Origin of the sequence: Streptomyces sp. H51, from assembly GCF_035656535.1 — a bacterium.
In the GTDB taxonomy this organism is placed as follows: Bacteria; Actinomycetota; Actinomycetes; order Streptomycetales; family Streptomycetaceae; genus Streptomyces.
The window spans coordinates 71,212-88,317 of sequence record NZ_JAYMHD010000083.1 but is presented as its reverse complement, the minus strand read 5'-3'; the positions used below and the strand labels follow the sequence as shown (position 1 = coordinate 88,317).

Annotated in this window: 13 protein-coding genes; 4 read left to right on the top strand and 9 right to left on the bottom strand. The window is 72.7% G+C overall.

Translation table 11 applies throughout. The features are described 5' to 3' along the window. Positions 1 to 20: 20 nt before the first annotated feature. Positions 21 to 1,226 (top strand): helix-turn-helix domain-containing protein, encoded by a 1,206-nt coding sequence (locus VKA29_RS33035; RefSeq protein ID WP_324789719.1) that lies wholly within the window; start codon positions 21 to 23, stop codon positions 1,224 to 1,226. Between the two features lie 52 nt (positions 1,227 to 1,278). Here the strand turns inward: VKA29_RS33035 and VKA29_RS33030 are convergent, their stop codons facing one another. After that, positions 1,279 to 1,872, bottom strand: coding sequence for a TetR/AcrR family transcriptional regulator (locus VKA29_RS33030; protein ID WP_324789718.1), 594 nt, complete (start codon positions 1,870 to 1,872; stop codon positions 1,279 to 1,281). Between the two features lie 97 nt (positions 1,873 to 1,969). Here VKA29_RS33030 and VKA29_RS33025 point away from each other — a divergent pair, with 97 nt between their 5' ends. Next, positions 1,970 to 3,466 (top strand): MFS transporter, encoded by a 1,497-nt coding sequence (locus tag VKA29_RS33025; RefSeq protein WP_324789717.1) that lies wholly within the window; start codon positions 1,970 to 1,972, stop codon positions 3,464 to 3,466. Positions 3,467 to 3,550: 84 nt separating this feature from the next. Here the strand turns inward: VKA29_RS33025 and serA are convergent, their stop codons facing one another. The 6 genes from serA to VKA29_RS32995 form a co-directional block, all read right to left on the bottom strand. Further along, a complete protein-coding gene (gene serA, locus VKA29_RS33020) occupies positions 3,551 to 5,140 on the bottom strand; it encodes a phosphoglycerate dehydrogenase (protein WP_324789715.1) in 1,590 nt (529 codons plus the stop codon). Positions 5,141 to 5,447: 307 nt separating this feature from the next. Then, positions 5,448 to 6,446 (bottom strand): ketol-acid reductoisomerase, encoded by a 999-nt coding sequence (gene ilvC, locus VKA29_RS33015; protein ID WP_324789714.1) that lies wholly within the window; start codon positions 6,444 to 6,446, stop codon positions 5,448 to 5,450. Positions 6,447 to 6,564: 118 nt separating this feature from the next. Continuing rightward, positions 6,565 to 7,089 carry an acetolactate synthase small subunit gene (ilvN, locus tag VKA29_RS33010; RefSeq protein ID WP_324789713.1) on the bottom strand — a complete coding sequence of 175 codons (525 nt, stop codon included), beginning with the start codon at positions 7,087 to 7,089 and terminating at the stop codon, positions 6,565 to 6,567. Positions 7,090 to 7,109: 20 nt separating this feature from the next. Next, a complete protein-coding gene (locus VKA29_RS33005; RefSeq protein ID WP_324789712.1) occupies positions 7,110 to 8,957 on the bottom strand; it encodes an acetolactate synthase large subunit in 1,848 nt (615 codons plus the stop codon). Between the two features lie 243 nt (positions 8,958 to 9,200). Further along, entirely contained in the window at positions 9,201 to 12,371 is a 3,171-nt protein-coding gene (locus tag VKA29_RS33000) for a putative bifunctional diguanylate cyclase/phosphodiesterase (protein WP_324789711.1), read from the bottom strand. Positions 12,372 to 12,809: 438 nt separating this feature from the next. Then, complete coding sequence (locus tag VKA29_RS32995; protein WP_324789710.1) at positions 12,810 to 13,760, bottom strand: 2-hydroxyacid dehydrogenase; 951 nt, start codon at positions 13,758 to 13,760, stop codon at positions 12,810 to 12,812. 74 nt (positions 13,761 to 13,834) lie between these two features. Between VKA29_RS32995 and VKA29_RS32990 the strand changes: the two genes are divergently transcribed. Together VKA29_RS32990 and VKA29_RS32985 are read left to right on the top strand one after the other, a co-directional pair. Further along, positions 13,835 to 14,833 carry an aldo/keto reductase gene (locus tag VKA29_RS32990; RefSeq protein WP_324789709.1) on the top strand — a complete coding sequence of 333 codons (999 nt, stop codon included), beginning with the start codon at positions 13,835 to 13,837 and terminating at the stop codon, positions 14,831 to 14,833. A 395-nt stretch (positions 14,834 to 15,228) separates the two neighbouring features. Further along, complete coding sequence (locus VKA29_RS32985) at positions 15,229 to 16,380, top strand: PQQ-dependent sugar dehydrogenase (protein WP_324789741.1); 1,152 nt, start codon at positions 15,229 to 15,231, stop codon at positions 16,378 to 16,380. A 7-nt stretch (positions 16,381 to 16,387) separates the two neighbouring features. On the opposite strand, the gene VKA29_RS32980 is transcribed toward VKA29_RS32985, so the two are convergent. Then, positions 16,388 to 16,606, bottom strand: coding sequence for a DUF6191 domain-containing protein (locus VKA29_RS32980; protein WP_324789708.1), 219 nt, complete (start codon positions 16,604 to 16,606; stop codon positions 16,388 to 16,390). 42 nt (positions 16,607 to 16,648) lie between these two features. Then, entirely contained in the window at positions 16,649 to 17,047 is a 399-nt protein-coding gene (locus VKA29_RS32975) for a hypothetical protein (RefSeq protein WP_324789707.1), read from the bottom strand. Between the last annotated feature and the right edge of the window lie 59 nt (positions 17,048 to 17,106).

Genomic DNA, 17,106 nt, shown 5'->3' with positions numbered 1-17,106 from the left:
TGTATGAAGGGTTCGCCGGTATGCGGGACAATGCCCGGGTGACCTCGGACTACAAGGGCGACTACCAGGAGCTGGTCGACGAGATCTCCGAGCTGCTGGGCGCGCCCGCGACGCTGGAGAACCGGGACTTCGAGCTGATCGCCTTCGGCGCCTACGACAGCGAGCGCGACCTCGACGCGTCGGCCCTGGACCCGGTGCGCACCCGTTCGATCCTGTCCCGGCGCTCCACCCCGGCGGTGCGCACCTGGTTCGAGGGCTTCGGCATCACCCGCGCGACCGGGCCGGTGCGCATCCCGCCCAGCCAGGAGGCGGGGGTCTACCGCGGGCGCATCTGCCTGCCCGCACGCCACCGGGGGGTCGTGCTCGGCTACGTCTGGCTGCTCGACGACGATCCGGGGCCGACCGAGCGGCAGCTCGACGCGGCCATGGCGGTGACGGCCCGGATCGGCGCGCTGCTCGCGGACGAGGCGCAGCACGGCGCGGACCTCACCCGGGAGCTGCGGGCGGTGCTGACCGCCGAGCGGGGGTGGCAGCGGGAGATGGCGGTGGCGGAGCTGCGCACCGCCCTCGGCGCCCGCGCGGACGGCCCGCACACGGTGGTGTGCGTGGCCCCCTGGCCCTCGGCCGACCCGGAGGACGCGCCCTCGGTGCGGACGGTGCCGGGCGCGACGGCGTTGTGCACGGTGCCCTGGGGAACGGCGTCCCAGTGCCTCGCCCTGCTGGTCCGGCTGCGCTCCGCGGACGCCCTGACCGCGGCGACGTCGGCGGCGGCACGGCTGCTGGAACGGGCGGGGCGGCCGGCCGGGGCGGACTCCGGCCCGGCGGCCGGGGTCGCCGCCGCGCGCGCCGGGCTCGCGGACCTGGGCGCGGCCTGGCGGGAGGCCGCGGCGGCGGCCCGGGCGGCGCTGGCCGAGCCGCGGCTGGGCCCGGTCGCCGAGTGGGCGCGCATCGGGCCGTTCCGCCTGCTGACGTCGCTGCCGCCGGACGTGGCCCGCGACCCCGCCGTGCACGCCCTGCTCTCCCCCGCCCACCGGGAGCTGGCCCGCACCGCCGAGGTCTACCTGGACCGCGCGGGCCAGGCCGGCCGCACCGCCGCCGAGCTGGGCATCCACCGCCAGACCCTCTACTACCGCCTCTCCCGCGTGGAGCAGCTCACCGGCCTCGACCTGGACGACGGCGAGCACCGGCTGCTGCTGCACATGGCCCTGAAGGCGGCCCGGCTGTGACCGCCGGGCCCGGCCCCGGCTCCCCTCGGCCGGATCGCCGCGGCCGCCCCGCTCAGGTCGTCTTCCCCGCGCCCTCGATCACCCTGCGCAGGCCCTCCGTCAGGCGGTCGGCGTCGGTGGCGGAGCCGGGGTCGAAGAGCCACTGGACCACGAGGCCCTGCAGCAGGGTCTGGTAGAAGCGGCCCTCGGTGTCCACGGTCTCCGGATCGACCTCGTCCTCGGGGACGCCGGTGAAGAGCGGCACGATGCCGGACCGGCCCTGTTCCTGGGCCTGGATCAGCAGCTTGCGCACCTCCGGGAGCCGGTCGCCCTGGAGGATCAGTTCGAAGGTGAGCAGCCAGACCGCGCGGGACTCGGGAAGCGCGCGGATGACGTTGCCCCACACCTCCCGGAACCGCTCCAGCGACCCCGGAGCGGCCGACGTCGCACCGCCCGCGCCCCAGCCCGGGTCGAAGCGGTCGCCCATGCCCTCGATCAGGGAGACGTAGGCCGCCACCAGCAGCGCGTCCTTCGACCCGTAGTGGTAACCGATCGACGCCAGGTTGGTCCCCGACTCCTTCACGACGTCCCGCGCCGTCGTGCGCAGGAACCCCTTGTCCAGCAGGCAGCGCTTGGCGCCCTCGAGCAGATCCTCACGGTGTCCCATGCCCACACCCTAGCGCCGTTCCATACATCCGTCCTAGACGAACGATTTATACGCTCGTACTAGACAGCTGTTTTATACGTCCGTACAGTCGCCTGGCATGACGAACTCGACGAGCACCGCCACCACTTCGGCCGGCCGGCGCGCCGGCCGCCGCGAATGGACCGCGCTGGGCGTGCTGATGCTCCCGCTGCTGCTGGTCTCGATGGACGTCTCCGTCCTGTACTTCGCCGTCCCGGAGATCAGCGCCGACCTGCGGCCGAGCGGCACCCAGCAGTTGTGGATCTTCGACGTCTACGCCTTCGCCCTGGCCGGCCTGCTGATGACGATGGGCTCGCTCGGCGACCGCGTCGGCCGCCGCAGGCTCCTGCTGCTGGGCGCGGCCGCCTTCGGCGCCGCATCCCTGGTGGCGGCGTACGCCGACAGCGCGGGGACCCTGATCGCGGCGCGCGCGGTCCTCGGCGTCGGCGGCGCCACCCTGATGCCGTCGACGATGGCGCTGATCCGCACGATGTTCGCCGACCCCGCCCAGCGGGCGAAGGCGATCGGGCTGTGGTCCGGCGTGATGACGGCCGGCATCGCGCTCGGCTCGGTGCTCAGCGGCGTGCTGGTCCAGTTCTTCTGGTGGGGCTCGGTGTTCCTGGTGAACCTGCCCGCGATGGCGCTGCTGCTGGTCCTCGGCCCCCTGCTGCTGCCGGAGTCGCGCGACCCCGCCCCCGGCCGCTTCGACTGGCCGAGCGTCCCGCTGTCGATGGCCGCCGTGCTCCCGGTGACCTACGGCCTGAAGGAGATCCCGTCCGAGGGCTGGAACGTCCGGTACGTCGTCCCGGTCACCGTCGGCCTGCTCTTCGCGGCCGCCTTCGTCCACCGCCAGCGCACCGCGGCCTCACCGCTGATCGACCCGGCCCTGTTCCGCGGCCGCGGCTTCGCCCCGTCCGTGGTCCTCAACCTGATCGCCTCGTTCGCGATGACGGGCTCGGCGTTCTTCACCACGCAGTACCTGCAGTCGGTGCTCGGCAGGAGCGCGCTGGAGGCGGCCCTGTGGGCGCTGCTGCCCTCGGTGCCGATCGGCATGGCGGCCCCGGCGGCGACCGCGCTCGTGCGGAGGGGCGTCGACCGCGCCCACGTGGTCGCCGCGGGTTTCGCGATCGCCGCCGCCGGTTACGTGCTGCTGGTCCTCACGGACGCGGACTCGTTGTGGCTGCTGCTGGCCGCCTGCGGCGTGCTGGCCTCCGGGATCGTCGTGGTGATCTCGCAGATCACGGACCTGGCGATGGGCAGCGCCCCGGTGGAGCGGGCGGGTTCCGCGTCCTCCCTGATGGAGACCGGCGCGGAGTTCGGCGGCGCGCTCGGCATGGCGGTCCTCGGCTCCATCGGCACGGCCGTCTACCGCCACGACGTCCCGGCCTCGGCTCCGGACGCGGCCCGCGAGACGCTGGGCGGCGCGCTGGCCGTCGCCGACGGCGTCCCGGGGCTGGCGACGGCGGCCCGCGAGGCGTTCACCGCCGGGATGCACGGGGCGGCGATCGCGGCGGCGGTCCTGCTGGCCGGGACGGCGGCGGCGACGCTGCGGAAGGCCGGTGCGCGGGACGGCTGACGGCACGCGAGAACGCCGGACGGGCCGAGGAGGATGCTCCTCGGCCCGTCCGGCGTTCGTGTGCGTCCGTGCGGTCCGGTCGCGTCAGACGAGGTTCACCGACCGGGCGAACGTCGCCCCGATCTCCTCGGCGACCTCGGACAGCACGTTCCCGGCCACCGTGTCGTCGACGGTCAGCACGGCCAGCGCCTCGCCGCCGACCGCCGCGCGGGCGACCTGCATGCCGGCGATGTTGATGCCCGCCTCGCCGAAGATCCGGCCCACCGTGCCGACGACGCCCGGACGGTCCTCGTAGCGCAGGACGACCATGTGGTCGGCGAGCGCGAGGTCGACGTCGTAGTCACCGACGGCGACGATCTTCTGCAGGTGCTTCGGGCCGGCCAGCGTGCCGGAGACCGACACCTCCTCGCCGCTGCCGAGCGTGCCGCGCACGGTCACCACGTTGCGGTGGTCGGCCGACTCCGAGCTGGTCGTCAGACGCACCTCGACGCCGCGCTCCTGCGCGAACAGCGGGGCGTTGACGTAGGAGACGGTCTCGTCGACGACGTCCTCGAAGACGCCCTTGAGGGCGCTGAGCTCCAGCACCTTCACGTCGTGCTGGGTGATCTCGCCGTACACCTCGACGTCGAGGCGGACCGCGACCTCGCCCGCGAGCGCGGTGAAGATCCGGCCGAGGCGCTCGGCGAGCGGCAGGCCCGGCTTGACGTCCTCGGCGATGACGCCGCCCTGGACGTTCACCGCGTCGGGGACCAGCTCACCGGCGAGGGCGAGCCGCACCGACCGGGCGACGGCGATGCCGGCCTTCTCCTGCGCCTCGTCCGTCGACGCGCCGAGGTGCGGGGTGCACACCACCTGGTCGAACTCGAACAGCGGGGAGTCCGTGCACGGCTCCTTGGCGTACACGTCGAGGCCGGCGCCCGCGACGCGGCCCTCCTTCAGCGCCGAGTACAGCGCCTCCTCGTCGACGATCCCGCCACGCGCGGCGTTGACGATGCGCACGCTCGGCTTCACCTTGCGCAGCGCCTCGTCGCCGATCAGGCCGAGGGTCTCGGGGGTCTTGGGCAGGTGGACGGTGATGAAGTCGGAGACCTCCAGCAGCTCGTCCAGCGACAGCACCTTGACGCCCATCTGCGCGGCCCGCGCGGGCTGCACGTAGGGGTCGTAGGCGACGACCTTCATGCCGAAGGCGGACATGCGCTGGGCGACGAGCGCGCCGATACGGCCCAGGCCCACGACGCCGAGGGTCTTCTCGGCGAGCTCCACGCCCGTGTACTTGCTGCGCTTCCACTCGCTGTTCTTCAGCGCGGCGTTGGCCTGCGGGATGTTGCGGGCGGTGGCCAGGAGCAGGCCGCAGGCGAGCTCGGCGGCCGTGACGATGTTGGAGGTCGGGGCGTTGACGACCATCACGCCGGCCTTGGTGGCGGCGGAGACGTCGACGTTGTCGAGGCCGACGCCGGCTCGCGCGACGACCTTCAGCCTGTTCGCGGCGGCGATCGCCTCGGCGTCCACCTTGGTGGCGGAGCGGATCAGGATCGCGTCGACGTCGGCGATGGCGGGGAGCAGCTCCGCTCGGTCCGCTCCGTTGCAGTGCCTGATCTCGAAGTCGGGTCCGAGTGCGTCCACGGTCGCGGGCGACAGCTCTTCAGCGATGAGTACGACGGGTTTCGAGCTCACGTGGTCCTCACATGTGCGATGCGGACGGCCGTCCCGACGGCCGCAGGCGGTGGAGGGGTGCTGGGGCCGGTCTGGCCATTCCCGTCGTCCGCCCGAGGAGACGCCGCGAGGCAGGCAGGAATGTCAGACAGGCCCTTGGGCCGCGTGGAAGACGCACGACGCTGTGGGCCTGACGCGTTTGTTGTGCAGCAGTCTAGTGGCGCCGTGGGCGTCGTCTCACGCCGCCGCGGAAGGATCACCCGTCCGAGGCTGGACGAGTTGGACAACGGGGCCGGAGCGATCCGCTCCGGCCCCGCGGCCAGGAGGCTTACGCCTCCTCGTTCACCCAGCTCATCAGCTTGCGCAGCTGCTTGCCGGTGGTCTCCAGCAGGTGCTCGGAGTCCTGCTTCTTGTACTCGTTGTACTTCTTCAGGCCGCCGTGGTACTCGTCCATCCAGTTCTGGGCGAAGGAGCCGTCCTGGATCTCGGCGAGGACCTTCTTCATCTCGGCCTTGGTGGCGTCGGTGATGATCCGCGGGCCGGTGACGTAGTCACCCCACTCGGCGGTCTCGGAGATCGACCAGCGCATCTTCTCCAGGCCGCCCTCGTACATGAGGTCCACGATCAGCTTCAGCTCGTGCAGGCACTCGAAGTAGGCGATCTCCGGCTGGTAGCCGGCCTCGGTCAGCGTCTCGAAGCCCGCCTTGACCAGCGCCGCGGTGCCACCGCACAGGACCGCCTGCTCACCGAACAGGTCGGTCTCGGTCTCCTCGGTGAAGGTGGTCTTGATGACGCCGGCGCGGGTGCCGCCGATGCCCTTGGCGTACGACAGCGCCAGCGCGAAGGCGCCTCCGGAGGCGTCCTGCTCGACGGCGACGATGCAGGGAACGCCGCGGCCCTCCTCGTACTGGCGGCGCACCAGGTGGCCGGGGCCCTTCGGGGCGACCATGCAGACGTCGACGCCGGCCGGGGGCTTGATGAAGCCGAAGCGGATGTTGAAGCCGTGGCCGAAGAACAGGGCGTCGCCGTCCTTGAGGTTCGGCGCGATGGACTCCTCGTAGACCTGGGCCTGGATCGGGTCCGGGACCAGGATCATGATCACATCGGCCTCGGCGGCGGCCTCCGCCGGGGTCACCACGCGCAGGCCCTGCTCCTCGGCCTTCGCCTTGGACTTGGAGCCCTCGTGCAGACCGACACGGACGTCGACACCCGAGTCACGCAGCGACAGCGCGTGGGCGTGGCCCTGGCTGCCGTAACCGATGACCGCGACCTTGCGGCCCTGGATGATGGACAGGTCGGCGTCGGCGTCGTAGAACAGCTCGGCCACTTTGGGTTCTCTCCTTGAGTGCTGGTGTTGCGTCCCACCGTATGACGGCGGGGGGAAGGGAAGTCTCACGGTCTCGGTATGCGGGCGGCCGGTGTCACCCGGTCGCCCGCATCCGCCGTCATGCCGACCGGTCGAGAGCGCGCAGCGACCGGTCCGTGATCGAACGTGCGCCGCGTCCGATCGCGATCGTGCCGGACTGCACCAGCTCCTTGATGCCGAACGGCTCGAGCATCTTGAGCATGGCGGACAGCTTCTCGGTGGAGCCGGTGGCCTCGACGGTGACGGCCTCCGGGGAGACGTCGACGGTCTTGGCGCGGAACAGCTGGACGATCTCGACGATCTGGGAGCGCGTCTCGTTGTCGGCGCGCACCTTCACCAGGACGAGTTCGCGCTGGACGGCCTGCGCCGGCTCCAGCTCGACGATCTTCAGGACGTTGACGAGCTTGTTGAGCTGCTTGGTGACCTGCTCCAGCGGCAGTTCCTCCACCCCCACGACGATGGTGATGCGGGAGATGTCGGGGTGCTCGGTGACGCCGACCGCGAGGGAGTCGATGTTGAAGCCGCGGCGCGAGAAGAGGGCGGCGATCCGGGCCAGGATGCCCGGCTTGTTCTCCACCAGGACGGAGAGCGTGTGCTTGGACATGTCTTCGTGGTCTCTCTCGCTCAGTCGTCTTCGTTGTCGCCGAAGTCGGGGCGGACGTCCCGGGCGGCCATGATCTCGTCGTTGGAGGTGCCGGCGGCGACCATCGGCCAGACCATCGCGTCCCCGTGGACGATGAAGTCCACCACGACCGGACGGTCGTTGATCGCGTTCGCCTCCGCGATGACCTTGTCGAGGTCGTCCGGGGACTCGCAGCGCAGCCCCACGCAGCCCATCGCCTCGGACAGCTTCACGAAGTCCGGCACGCGCGTGCCCCTGGCATCGGGGTTGACGTCGTCCGGGCCGGAGTGCAGCACGGTGTTGGAGTAGCGCTGGTTGTAGAACAGCGTCTGCCACTGGCGGACCATCCCGAGGGCGCCGTTGTTGATGATGGCGACCTTGATCGGGATGTTGTTCAGGGCGCAGGTGGTGAGTTCCTGGTTGGTCATCTGGAAGCAGCCGTCGCCGTCGATCGCCCAGACGGTCCGGTCCGGCATGCCGGCCTTGGCGCCCATGGCGGCCGGGACGGCGTAGCCCATGGTGCCCGCGCCGCCGGAGTTCAGCCAGGTGGCGGGCTTCTCGTACTGGATGAAGTGCGCGGCCCACATCTGGTGCTGGCCGACGCCCGCCGTGAAGACCGTGCCCTCGGGGGCGAGCCGGCCGATGCGCTCGATGACCTGCTGCGGGGAGAGCGAGCCGTCCTCGGGCAGGTCGTAGCCGAGCGGGTAGGTGTCGCGCCAGCGGGACAGGTCCTTCCACCAGGCGGTGTAGTCGCCCTTGTGGCCCTCGCTGTGCTCCTTCTGCACGGCCTGGATCAGGTCGGCGATGACCTCGCGGGCGTCCCCGACGATCGGCACGTCGACGGCGCGGTTCTTGCCGATCTCGGCGGGGTCGATGTCGGCGTGGACGATCTTGGCGTGCGGGGCGAAGCTGTCCAGCTTGCCGGTGACGCGGTCGTCGAAGCGGGCTCCGAGGGCGACGATCAGGTCGGCCTTCTGCAGCGCGGTGACGGCGGTGACCGCACCGTGCATGCCCGGCATTCCCACATGCAGCGGGTGGCTGTCGGGGAACGCGCCGAGCGCCATCAGGGTGGTGGTGACGGGCGCTCCGGTGAGTTCCGCCAGGACCTTCAGCTCCGCGGTGGCGTGCGCCTTGAGCACACCGCCGCCGACGTAGAGGACCGGCCGCCGGGCCGAGGTGATCAGCTTGGCCGCCTCGCGGATCTGCTTGGCGTGCGGTTTGGTCACCGGGCGGTAGCCGGGCAGGTCCATGACGGGCGGCCAGGAGAAGGTGGTCCTCGCCTGGAGGGCGTCCTTGGCGATGTCGACCAGGACCGGGCCGGGGCGGCCGGTGGAGGCGATGTGGAACGCCTGCGCGATGACCCGCGGGATGTCCTCGGCCTTGGTGACCAGGAAGTTGTGCTTGGTGACCGGCATGGTGATGCCGACGATGTCCGCCTCCTGGAAGGCGTCCGTGCCGATCGACGAGGAGGCGACCTGGCCGGTGATCGCCACCAGCGGCACCGAGTCCATGTGGGCGTCCGCGATCGGCGTCACCAGGTTGGTGGCGCCCGGGCCGGAGGTGGCCATGCAGACGCCGACCTTGCCGGTGGCCTGCGCGTAGCCGGTGGCCGCGTGGCCGGCGCCCTGCTCGTGGCGGACCAGGACGTGGCGCACCCGGGTCGAGTCCATCAGCGGGTCGTAGGCGGGAAGGATGGCACCGCCGGGAATGCCGAATACCGTGTCGGCGCCGACCTCCTCGAGAGAGCGGATGAGGGACTGCGCACCCGTGACGTGCTCGGGGGCGGAGTGCTGTCCTCCGGATCGGGGCCGCGGCTGCGGATGGTGGGCCCCGGTGGCCTGCTCGGTCATCGGCATTCTCTTCTCGATGCTGAGGGTTTTTGCGAGGTTTGGGCGGTGTTGGGCTGCTGCACGACAGGCGCCTGTGCAACAAAAAACCCCTCGTGCCGTAAGGCAAGCGAGGGGAGCGCGCCGGGTGTGTGGGCTGGGAGTTCCGGGTCCGTCCGGACGTCACCAGCGTCAGCCGACGCGCTTTCCAAGTACGAGAATTCGGGTGCGCATGGAACCGACCCTCTCCCCACCGCATACCGCGTGTCAAGCCGGTGGGACTGGAGTCTCATCATGTGAGCGGAGGGCGCTGGAGCCCCTCAGGACGGCCGTCACCCCGCTGGAGTACACCCGCCCCGTCGTCTCTCTCACGCCACCCGCGAACACGGGCTCGACAGGTCCGTGCGGCACCGCGCAGTGGCCGGAACCGAGCGCTCTGCGCAGCCGGTACTCCTCCAGCGGACCGGAGAACGCCATGCCCTGCCCGTGCGTGCAGCCCATCGCGCGCAGGGCGACGGCCTGCTCGGGCTGGTCCACCCCGACGGCCACGGACTGCAGCCCGAGATCGCCGGCGATGCGCAGCAGGCCGCTGGTGATCTTGTGCAGCCGCGCGGACTCGGCGACGCCCTCGACCAGGCAGCGGTCGAGTTTCAGCACGTCGACGGGGAGTCTGCGCAGGGCCGTGATCGCTCCGTGGCCGCCGCCGAAGCCGTCCAGCGCGATCCGGACGCCGAGCCGCCGCAGGGCCGACAGGCGCCGCTCCAGCTCGTCCGGCGAGACCCGGCAGTCGGTGTCGGACAGCTCGATCACCAGCGCACCGGACGGCAGTCGGTGCCGGGTCAGCAGCGCTTCCATCGAGCTGAGCGGCAGTGCGCGGTCGAGCAGCCGCCGGGCGCCGATCCGGACCGCCACCGGCACCGGCAGGCCGGCCGAGGCGCGCTCGGCGGCCTGGGCGACGGCCTCCTCGAGGATCCAGCGGTCCAGTTCCTGCGTCCTGTCGCTCTCCTCGGCCACGCGCAGGAACTCGGCCGGGGTGAACAGCACCCCCTGGGACGAGCGCCAGCGCGCCTGCGCCTCGACCGCCGTGATCCGGCCGTCCGACAGGCGCACCACCGGCTGGTGCAGCAGCGTGAACTCGCCGTCGTGCAGGGCCGCGCGCAGCCGCGTGGCGAGTTCGGCCTTTCGCACCACGTCCTGCTGCATCTGCGGCGCGTACAGCTCGACGCGGCCCTTGCCGCCCGCCTTGGCGCGGTACATGGCGAGGTCGGCGTTGCGCAGCAGTTCGCCCGCGCCGAGTCCCGGTTCGGCGAAGGCGACGCCGATGGAGGCGTTGACCCGGACATCGTTGCCGTCGATGAGGTACGGCTGGGAGAGCGTGGCCCTGAGGCGCTCGGCGAGCTCCATTATGTGGCGTTCGCGGGCGGAGCGGTCGCGGCCGCCGTCCCCGGCGATCAGGGCCGCGAACTCGTCGCCGCCGAGCCGGGAGGCCGTGTCGCCGTGCCGGACGGCGTCCTGGAGTCTGCGGGCGGCCTGGACGAGCAGTTCGTCCCCGGCCTGGTGCCCGATCGTGTCGTTGACGGCCTTGAAGCCGTCGAGGTCGATGAAGAGCACGGCCGTGCCGCGCAGCGCGGCCCCGCGGTCGGAGGACCGGCGGCCGGACAGGGCCTGCTGGACGCGCTTGGTGAACAGGGCGCGGTTGGGCAGGTCGGTGAGCGGGTCGTGTTCGGCGTTGTGCTGCAACTGCGCCTGCAGGCGCACTCTCTCGGTCACGTCCCGGCTGTTGAAGATGAGGCCGCCGTGGTGGCGGTTGACGGTGGACTCGACGTTGAGCCAGCCCCCGTCGCCGGAGCGGAACCGGCACTCGATGCGGGTGGTGGGCTCCTGGAGCGGGCTGGCGGCGAGGAAGCGGCGCGCCTCGTGCACCACGCGGCCCAGGTCCTCCGGGTGGATGAGGTTGGCCAGTTCCGTGCCCACCAGGTCCTCCGCGGGGCGTCCGTAGACCCCGGCGGCGGCCGGGGAGACGTAGCGGAGGATGCCGTTGGGCGCGGCGATCATGATGACGTCGCTGGAGCCCTGTACCAGGGAGCGGAAGTGGTTCTCCTTCTGCGCCAGTTCCTGGGTGAGGGTGATGTTGTCGAGCAGCATGATGCCCTGGCGCACCACGAGGGCGAGCACGACCGTGCCGCCGGTCAGCAGCACCACGCGGTCGACGCTGCGGCCGCTGAGTACGTTGTAGAGGATGCCCAGCGTGCAGACGGCGGCGGCGAGGTAGGGCGTGAGGGCGGCCAGCGAGCCGGCGATCGGCCGGGCGGCGGGGTACCGGCCGGGCTCGCCCGGCTGCGGCGGCGCGGGGTGCCCGGGTGGGCCGCCCCGCCCGCCCGGCAGGTGCTCGCGCATCACACGCGTGTGCCCGTCGTGACCGCCACGCCCGTCGTGACCGCCATGCTCGCCGTGGCCGCCACGCCCGTCGTGGCCGCCATGCTCGCCGGGCCCGGTGTGCCGGTCGTGCCCGCCGTGCCAGTCGTGCCGGCCGGACTCCGGACCGCCGGACTCCCGGCCGCCGGACTCCGGGCCACCGCCGGTCTCCTGTTGCGCGCGCCGGGACGCGGCCCAGGGGGCGTAGGCGAGGAGCAGGGAGCCGGCGAACCAGCCCGCGTCGAGCAACTGGCCGGAGTGGTAGCTGTCGTGCAGCAGCGGCGAGGTGAACAGCGCGTCGCACATCACGGTCAGGGCGAGCGCGCCGATGGCGGTGTTGACCGCCGTGCGGTTGACCGCGGAGCGCCTGAAGTGCAGCGCGAGAACCATGCTGACCAGGGCGATGTCCAGCAGCGGGTAGGCCAGCGACAGGGCGGTGCAGGCGACGCTGGGTCCGTCGAACCGGGCGGCCTGGGCGAGTGCGAGGCTCCAGGAGAGCGTGAGCAGCGAGCCGCCGATCAGCCACGCGTCCAGCGCCAGGCACACCCAGCCCGCCTTCGTCACGGGCCGCTTGGCGAGCACCAGCAGCCCCACGATGGCGGGCGGCGCGAAGCACAGGAAGAACAGGTCGGCGTAACTGGGGCTGGGCACGGGCCGTTTCAGGACGACCTCGTACCATCCCCAGACCCCGTTGCCCAGCGCCGCCATGGCGGAGGACAGGGCGAACAGCGTCCAGGCCGGCCGGAAGCGGACGCGGCGGTCGCGGGCGTACAGCCCGCAGGACACGGCGGCGGTGGCCGCGGCGGCGCTGAGCCCGAAGTCGCCCATGATCAGCGCGACTTCGTCGGATCCCCAGCCGACGGCGGACCCGACGGCGTACGCCGCGCAGACCAGGGCCAGCACGAGCTGGCGGACCAGGCACGGTCCGCCGACGGCCGCACGGCGACGCGGCGGCGCACCCGGGGAGCACCGCGGCCGCGGCACTCCGTCGACGGTGGTCGTGGGAGGCGGCGGCGAGGTCACCGGATCCTCCAGGTCCGCTCGGCTCCCGCGTCCCACAGCTCCCGGTGGGCCGGATGCGCCTGCCGCCGACGGCTGTTGTGCCTGTGGTGGTGATGGCTGTGCCGGCAGCCGTGACCGGTGTGGTGACCGCGTCGGCGTGCGGCCGCGCGCCAGGGTCGCCGCCGGCGGCTCCGCCGCGTCGGATCGTTCGTCCATAGGCCGTGCATCGCCCGTCGCCCCCCTCACAGTCTCAAGTCCGTCCCCGGCGCCGAACGGTGCGCGGCGCAGCCCCTGTCGGGACGATACACCAGGATCGTCACTCAGGGACATAGCTCCTCTACGCTCCGTGACGACCTGCGGCGATACGCGCACGCACCGCTTCCAAGGGATTGCGGAGGGTACCGGAAGCGGATTACGCGCCTGTTGCGCCGGTGGAGCGCGGCGCCCGGGCCACCCGCGTCACGCCTCGTTCGCGCCTGTTGTAAGGATCACGTTGCGCAGCGGCTCCCGGTTCACGAACCGGTTCAACTGGTCCGCCAGCAGGCGCTTGGCGCGCGGCAGGTAGGCGGAGGTGGGTCCGCCGACGTGCGGGCTGATCAGCACGCCCGGAGCACGCCACAGGGGGTGGTCGCGGGGCAGCGGCTCGGGGTCGGTGACGTCGAGGGCCGCGGTGATGCGGCCGCTCTCCAGCTCCGTGAGCAGCGCCTTGGTGTCGACGACGGGGCCGCGGGCGACGTTCACCAGGAGCGCGCCGTCCTTCATCCGGGCCAGGAAGCCGGCGTCGACCAGGTGGCGGGTGGTCTCGGTGAGCGGCGTGGACAGGACGACGACGTCCGCCTCGGGAAGCAGGGCGGGCAGGTCGGTGAGCGGATGCACCGGACCGCGCTCCGTGGTGCGTGCGGAGCGCGCGACGCGCACCACCCGCGCGACCTCGAAGGGAACGAGCCGGTCCTCGATCGCGGACCCGATCGAGCCGTACCCCACGATGAGGACGCTCCGGTCGGCCAGCGCGGGCCGGAACCCGCCGAGCCACTCCCCGCGTTCCTGTGCCCGCACGAAGTCGGGGATGCCGCGCAGCGACGCGAGGACGAGCGCGAGCGCGAGTTCGCCGGTGCTCGCCTCGTGCACGCCCTGCGCGTTGCACAGTCGCACGCCTGGACGCAGGTGCCCGAGCCCGGGCACCACGTGGTCGATGCCGGCCGTCAGCGTCTGCACGACCCGCACACCGCTCATCGCGGGCAGCGGACGTACGCCGACCGGACTGGGCTTCATGTAGGGGACGACGTAGAAGACGCAGTCGGCGGGGTCCGCGGGGAACTCCTCGCCGCCGTCCCAGAAGCGGTATTCCGGCCCCTCGGGGAGCCCTTCGATGTCGTCCGGCGGGATGGGAAGCCACACGTCAGCAGTCATGCCAGGAGGCTATGTCAGGTTCCTGGCGGCGCAGAGGTTAGGTTGGGGGCCGGGAAAGGGAGGGTCACGAGCAGGTGGAGCGCAGGACGATCGGCGCGGGGCCACTCGCGGTGGGGGCCGTCGGCCTCGGGTGCATGCCGATGAGCTGGGCGTACAGCGGGTCGCGGCAGCGGGGCGACGAGTCGCTCAGGGCGGTGCACCGGGCGCTGGACCTGGGCTCGACGCTCCTGGACACCGCCGACATGTACGGTCCCTTCACCAACGAGCTGCTGCTGGGGCGGGTGTTGAAGGAGCGGCGCCGGGACGCCTTCGTCTCGACGAAGGTCGGTCTGCTGGTGGGCGAGCAGCACATCGTGGCCAACGGCCGCCCCGGCTATGTGAAGCGGGCCTGCGACGCCTCCCTCAGACGCCTCCAGACGGACGTCATCGACCTCTACCAGCTGCACCGCGCGGATCCCGAGGTCCCGGTCGAGGAGACGTGGGGCGCGATGGCGGATCTCGTCCGGGCCGGGAAGGTACGGGCGCTGGGGCTGTGCGCGGTGGGCGCGCGTGGCGGCCGGCGGTCCGGCGGCGGGCTGCACGACGCCACGCTCCGGCAGTTGCACCGGGTGCAGCAGGTCTTCCCGGTGAGCGCGGTCGAGGCCGAGCTGTCGGTGTGGTCGCCGGAGGCGCTGGAGTCGCTGCTGCCGTGGTGCGAGGCGCGCGGTGTCGGCTTCCTGGCGGCGATGCCGCTCGGCAACGGCTTCCTGACCGGCACGCTCACCCCCGGCGAGGGCTTCGAACCGGATGACATCCGCGCCCGCCACCCCCGCTTCACCGCGGAGATGATGGCGGCGAACCAGCCGATCGTGGTCGGCCTGCGCCGGATCGCGGCGCGGCACGGCGCCGACGTGACGCCCGCGCAGGTGGCGCTGGCGTGGGTGCTGGCGCAGGGCCGGCACGTGGTCCCGGTGCCGGGGACGAAGCAGGAGCGGTGGGCGGCCGAGAACTCGGCGGCGTCCGCCCTCCGGCTCACGGCCGAGGACCTCGCGGACCTGGCCCGGCTGCCGCCGGCCCAGGGGTCCTGGGACTGAAGCGGGGGCCCGGCGGGCGGCCGCGGTACGGGCCCGGCGGGCAGCCTCGGTAACAGGCGGGCGGGGCACGGGCCCGGCGGGCAGCCTCGGTACAGGCCCGGTCGGGCAGCCGGGACGGCGGCGGTACGAGCCCAGCGGGCAGCCGGGACGACGACGGTACGAGCCCAGCGGGCAGCCGGGACGACGGCGGTACGAGCCCGGCGGGCAGCCGGGACGACGGCGGTACGGGCCCGGCGGGCAGCCGCGGTAACAGGCGGGCGGGCGGGGCGGTGGCGGTACGGGTTCGCCGGACCGGGAACCCGTGCGGCGCGAACGGTGTATGACAAGGAGAACGGACTGCCGCTGCGCGCCGCCTCGAAGGGACCAAGAACGTGCGACGACGAGCTGTGCCGGCCATGTGGGCCGCGACCGCGCTCCTGCTCACGGCCGGCTGCTCCTCCGGGTCGGGCGGGCTGCCGCCGGGCACCGGCGGCACCGCCCCGACCACGGCGACCGCGCCGTCCTCGCCCTCGCCCTCGCCCTCGCGGCAGACGGCCGGCCAGGTGCCGCCCGCCAAGGGCTCGGTCAAGGTGCTGCGCACCGTCGCCGAGGGCCTGGACACGCCGTGGGGCCTGGCCCCGCTGCCCGAGGGCGGCCTCCTGGTCTCCTCGCGCGACCAGGGGACGATCACCCGGATAGACACCCGGACGGGCAGGAAGACCGAGCTGGGCAAGGTGTCCGGGGTCGCCCCGGCCGGAGAGGGCGGCCTGCTGGGCATAGCCCTGTCCCCCGACTACGCCTCCGACCACATGATCTACGCCTGCTTCACCTCGGCCTCGGACAACCGCATCGTGCGCATGCTGTACGACGAGAAGAAGCCGGCCGGCGAGCAACTGGGCGCCCCCGACACGGTGTTCAGGGGCATCCCCAAGGGCGTGATCCACAACGGCGGCCGGATCGCCTTCGGCCCGGACGGAATGCTGTACGTGGGCACGGGCGAGACCGGCGACCGGGGACTGGCCCAGGACACCAAGTCGCTGGGCGGCAAGATCCTGCGCCTGACGCCGGAGGGCGAGCCGGCGCCGGGCGACCCGTTCCCGGGCTCGCCGGTGTACTCCTACGGCCACCGCAACGTGCAGGGTCTCGCGTGGGACGCGAAGCAGCGCCTGTTCGCCTCCGAGTTCGGCCAGAACACCTGGGACGAGCTGAACGCGATCAGGCCGGGCGGCAACTACGGCTGGCCGAAGGCCGAGGGCCGGTCGTCCGACCCGAAGTACCGCAACCCGATCGCGCAGTGGCACACCGACGACGCCTCCCCCAGCGGCATCGCCTGGGTCGACGGCGTGATCTGGATGGCTTCCCTGCGGGGTGAACGCCTGTGGCGCGTCCCCCTGAACGGCACCGCGACATCGGCGAAGCCGCAGTCCTTCCTCAAGGGCGAGTACGGCCGGCTGCGGACCGTGGCCCCGGCGGGCGACGGCAGGCTGTGGCTGGTGACGAGCGAGACGGACGGGCGCGGCACCCCCAGCAGCGGCGACGACCGGATCCTGGAACTCAAGGTGACCTAGCGGGCCTTCAGGATCCTTCCGGGGGATCCCGCTCCTCGCCCCGGTCCTCCGGGGTGGTCCGCCGCGCCGCGGGCGGCCGGACGACGACCTTCCCGGAGGAGAGGTCTATCGGGCCGCGGCCGGGATCCTGGTCACCGACGTCCTCCCGGGTCAGCTCCAGCCGGTTCTGCTCGTCCCGGGTGTGCTTGCGGCCGGGCGCGAACAGTTCCTCGAACATGTTGAACACGGGGCCTCCCCCTGCCGGTCCTGACAGCGTACGCCCGGCCGGTCACAGCGGGGCGGCGAGCAGGTCGGCGGGGAACAGTCCCAGCCGGTGGGCCACGGCCGCCGGCTCCCCCTCCTCGAGACGCCGAGCCTGGCCGGGATGTTCGACGGCCTCGGCCGTTGGCCGGGGCGCCCCGAATGCGGTCGGACGGCCGCCCCCGAATGCGGTCGGGCGGCCGCCCCCCCGGTACGGCCGCCCGACCGGGCCCCGCGCTCCTGTGGTGGCGCGGGCGGAGCGGAGCCGGCCGGGGCCGGGACTGTGCGCCTCGCCCGCGGCGCCTTCGCGGCGTGCGGCGGGCGGCGCGGCGGCGCGGCGGCGGACGGCCTCCCGGGCCAGCGGCTCGTTCTCGGCCCGCCGGATCAGCTCGGCGGTGCGGATCTGCTGGAGTTCGGAGTCGTACATGGGGTGTCCCTCGGAGACGTCGGTTCTCGGCCTCGCTCGGTGCGATGCCTCGACCTTCG